We start from the raw sequence: 3821 nt of genomic DNA on the forward strand, positions 1-3821 counted from the left end.
TTGACACACAGTGTCAACCCTTTTCTTTTAAATTCAGACAATTAAACTTAAATATTAGCCAGCGCTGCCTGCAACTTTCGACTCGCTCACCACAAGCTCCTCTCGAAGGACGAAGTCCGCTCTAAACTCTCGCAGGGCGAAGCCCGATCTCGCCTCTTAAGCACAGCTCCCTCTAAGAACTCAACCCTTCCAACTTCTCAAAGTAATCCGGGAAAGTTTTTGAGGTACACTTAGGATCGTTAATCGTCACTGGTGTATCGCTTAACGCGACCAGAGAGAAACACATTGCCATACGGTGGTCATCGTAAGTATCGATTGCAGCATGAGTCAGTTGTGCCGGTGGAGTAACGATCAGGTAATCTTCACCCTCTTCCACTTCTGCACCCACTTTGCGTAGCTCTGTTGCCATCGCCGCTAAACGGTCAGTCTCTTTCACACGCCAGTTGTATACATTACGAATCGCGGTTGTACCTTGAGCAAACAGGGCTGTTGTCGCGATTGTCATTGCAGCATCGGGAATGTGGTTAAAGTCCATGTCGACCGCTTTAAGCTCACCTACGCGGGAGATAACGTAATCGTCACCCCACTCGATCTCTGCACCCATTTTTTCAAGCGCATCCGCAAACTGGATATCTCCCTGGATACTCTTCTTGCCAATACCAGTAACCTTAATTTCACCACCCTTAATCGCTGCGGCAGCAAGGAAGTAAGAGGCTGAAGAAGCGTCACCTTCAACTAAGAAATCACCTGGGGCAACATAAGATTGTCCGTGACGAATCACAAACTCTTGGTAATCGTTGTTTTCTACTTCAACACCAAACTGAGCCATGATGTGCAAAGTGATATCGATATAAGGTTTTGAAACCAGCTCACCCACGATTTTGATCGTTACGTCATCTTGGGCAAGCGGCGCCGACATCAAGAAAGCAGTCAGAAATTGACTTGAAATCGAACCATCGATTTCTACAGTGCCACCTTTAAGGCCCGTACCGAAGATTTTCAATGGTGGGTAGTTATCGTTTTCCAGGTACTCAACCTTCGCACCAGCCTGACGCAGTGCGTCAACCAAATGACCGATTGGGCGCTCTTTCATGCGAGGTTCACCAGTTAAGATGTACTCTCCCTGACCCAGACACAACGCTGCTGCCAGAGGACGCATTGCTGTACCCGCGTTGCCTAAAAACAGCTCTAGTGCATCCGTTGCCTGAAAAGGCTTACCTAAACCTTCCACTTCGCACACTGTTTTGTCATCAGATAAACGGTAAGAGACACCTAATTTGCTCAGTGCATTCAGCATATGACGAATATCGTCACTGTCGAGCAAATTGGTTAGTCGTGTTGTACCACTCGCAAGGGCTGCGAGAAGTAATGCACGGTTTGAGACACTTTTTGAACCCGGTAAGTTGACCTCACCATTGACTTTATTGATAGGTTGTAACGTAAGGCTTTCCATTTAAATTGTTATTCCTTGCTCACCCCGCCTTCCTAAACGAGATGATGAAAAATTCTTCGTACTTGCAGCCTATCTAAAAAGTGTGGCTAAAACCAGAGCAAAGTCACAAATAAACTCAATAAATATGTCACCCCATTTTCTCGCCTGTTGAGGTTATTAATACTCTTTATCAACCCTTACGCCATCATCGAAATAGAGTATACGAACCTTGTCCCCTTTCTCGAATAACATGGTGTTATCGATATCCTGAATCACATCAATCAGTTTGCCCTTTTCTGTCTCGATTAGAATCTCAACCAATTTATGTTCCAAGCGATACACCTGATTAGCATTATTTCGTGCGATTCCGGCGCCAGCCACCGCCCCGACAGCTGTTGCAACTTCCTTACCTGTACCGCCACCAAATTGATTACCTACAACACCACCAACAACCGCACCAAGCAGAGTTTCCCAACCGGAACCTTGAGATTTAATGATTTCCTGTTGGGTGATATATCGCACTGTGTCGACCTCACCGAATACCACTTCATTAACCGGTCGGGCGGTATTTCTTTGGTATGCTGCATTGGCAATCAGGGGAAAAACCAATATGATCCACAGCAATTTCTTCATTCTCTTTTCCTCTATTTATTCATGGCACTATATCTGACTGAAATTAACAGCGACGAACTCTGGTTTCCCTCGCCGTTTGAAGCACTTGCTGACCCAAACGGTCTGCTCGCTTTTGGTGGGGACTTACACCCAGACAGGTTGTTACTGGCCTACCAAAACGGTATTTTCCCATGGTATGGGCCAGGCGAACCTATTTTGTGGTGGAGCCCTTCGCCAAGGGCTGTCTTTACTCCTAAGACATTCCAACCAGCAAAAAGTCTCAAAAAATTTCAACGTAAGCAGCAGTACAGGGTCAGCATCGATCACGCAACAGAGAGAGTGATCGACTTTTGTGCCTCTACTCGTCATGAAGATGAAACCTGGTTAAATGAAGATATGCGTGCCGCTTATAAGCAGTTAGCGCGAGCTGGTCACTGCCATTCAGTTGAAGTATGGCATGACGATGAACTGGTCGGCGGACTTTATGGGCTTTCTATCGGTAAACTATTTTGCGGTGAGTCGATGTTTAGCTTAAAAGCCAACGCATCTAAAATCGCCTTATGGTATTTTTGCGAACACTTTCAAAGGCATGGCGGCGAACTTATTGACTGTCAGGTGATGAATCCCCACCTCGCTTCATTAGGGGCTGTAGAGCTACACCGTGAAGATTTCATGCAAAGACTGCTATCATTTAAGAGTCAACAAGTCGTTGAAGGCTGTTTCGACAAACAGTGGCTCACTTGTAATATATGAGGAGATAAATGAGTTCTGATCTACAGCAAATCCGTATTGGACTTACAGACTCACACCAATGCAGCTACTTAACTGATCGTCAGGAGAGAGTGGCAGTCGCACTTGATCCTGCTATGCATTGTGGCTCTAGCTATGAGGTACTGTTGGCCAACGGATTCAGACGTAGTGGTGATACTATTTACAAACCTCATTGCGACAATTGTCAGTCTTGCCAGGCGCTACGCCTTTCTATTCCGGACTTCGCCCCATCTCGCAATCAAAAACGGCTGTTAAAAAAGGCTTCTCAGTTCGAGTGGCAACTTAAAGAAAAGATGGATGACGATTGGTTCGATTTGTATTCACGATATATCGAAGCGCGTCATATCAATGGCTCCATGTACCCACCGCAAAAGAAAGAGTTTGCCCAGTTTTCTCAATGTAACTGGCTCAATACCCAGTTCCTTCATGTCTATCAGGATCAGAAACTTATCGCTGTTGCTGTCACCGATATCCTGTCTAATAGCGCCAGTGCATTCTACACCTTTTTTGACCCAGACCACCCCTTATCACTGGGCACGCTGGCTGTTTTGTTCCAGGCGCAGTACTGTGTCGAACAGGGTAAACAGTGGCTTTATTTGGGCTATCAGATCGATGAATGTCCTGCGATGAACTACAAAGTCCGTTTTCAGCGTCATCAAAGGCTAGTAAATCAGCGTTGGCAAGGGTAGAATACGCCCCAACTTTACATAATTCATTTTTATCGGCATTATGCGCCGGTTGAAATCGTCCATTTTGAAAAGAGGATTAAATGGCTAAAGAAGACGTAATTGAGATGCAAGGCACTGTCCTTGATACTCTTCCAAACACAATGTTCCGTGTTGAGCTAGAAAACGGCCACGTAGTTACTGCTCACATCTCTGGTAAAATGCGTAAGAACTACATCCGTATTCTTACTGGTGACAAAGTAACTGTAGAGATGACTCCATACGATCTATCTAAAGGTCGCATCGTCTTCCGTGCTCGTTAATCTACGATTATCGAATAC

The 3821-nt window shown here is 45.6% G+C and carries 5 protein-coding genes; 3 read left to right on the top strand and 2 right to left on the bottom strand.

The annotated features are described in order from the left end of the window. Window positions 1–172: 172 nt before the first annotated feature. Both aroA and RH46_RS15585 read right to left on the bottom strand, forming a co-directional pair. A complete protein-coding gene (aroA, locus tag RH46_RS15580) occupies window positions 173–1453 on the bottom strand; it encodes a 3-phosphoshikimate 1-carboxyvinyltransferase (protein ID WP_006880468.1) in 1281 nt (426 codons plus the stop codon). A 156-nt stretch (window positions 1454–1609) separates the two neighbouring features. Beyond that, window positions 1610–2065: a glycine zipper 2TM domain-containing protein gene (locus RH46_RS15585; RefSeq protein WP_006880469.1), complete on the bottom strand. Its 456-nt coding sequence runs from the start codon at window positions 2063–2065 to the stop codon at window positions 1610–1612. Window positions 2066–2086: 21 nt separating this feature from the next. Here RH46_RS15585 and aat point away from each other — a divergent pair, with 21 nt between their 5' ends. The 3 genes from aat (at window position 2087) to infA (ending at window position 3803) form a co-directional block, all read left to right on the top strand. Beyond that, window positions 2087–2797: a leucyl/phenylalanyl-tRNA--protein transferase gene (gene aat / locus RH46_RS15590; protein ID WP_006880470.1), complete on the top strand. Its 711-nt coding sequence runs from the start codon at window positions 2087–2089 to the stop codon at window positions 2795–2797. 8 nt (window positions 2798–2805) lie between these two features. Further along, window positions 2806–3504, top strand: a complete 699-nt coding sequence (locus RH46_RS15595; RefSeq protein ID WP_006880471.1) for an arginyltransferase — start codon at window positions 2806–2808, stop codon at window positions 3502–3504. An 80-nt stretch (window positions 3505–3584) separates the two neighbouring features. Then, complete coding sequence (gene infA / locus RH46_RS15600) at window positions 3585–3803, top strand: translation initiation factor IF-1 (RefSeq protein ID WP_001040192.1); 219 nt, start codon at window positions 3585–3587, stop codon at window positions 3801–3803. The last annotated feature ends 18 nt before the right edge of the window (window positions 3804–3821 follow it).

Origin of the sequence: Vibrio brasiliensis LMG 20546 (assembly GCF_000189255.1) — a bacterium.
GTDB lineage: Bacteria > Pseudomonadota > Gammaproteobacteria > Enterobacterales > Vibrionaceae > Vibrio > Vibrio brasiliensis.

Coding starts and splice junctions, on each gene's coding strand:
- aroA (WP_006880468.1), bottom strand. CDS start 1,453: ATGGAAAGCCTTACGTTACAACCTATCAATAAAGTCAATGGTGAGGTC.
- RH46_RS15585 (WP_006880469.1), bottom strand. CDS start 2,065: ATGAAGAAATTGCTGTGGATCATATTGGTTTTTCCCCTGATTGCCAAT.
- aat (WP_006880470.1), top strand. CDS start 2,087: ATGGCACTATATCTGACTGAAATTAACAGCGACGAACTCTGGTTTCCC.
- RH46_RS15595 (WP_006880471.1), top strand. CDS start 2,806: ATGAGTTCTGATCTACAGCAAATCCGTATTGGACTTACAGACTCACAC.
- infA (WP_001040192.1), top strand. CDS start 3,585: ATGGCTAAAGAAGACGTAATTGAGATGCAAGGCACTGTCCTTGATACT.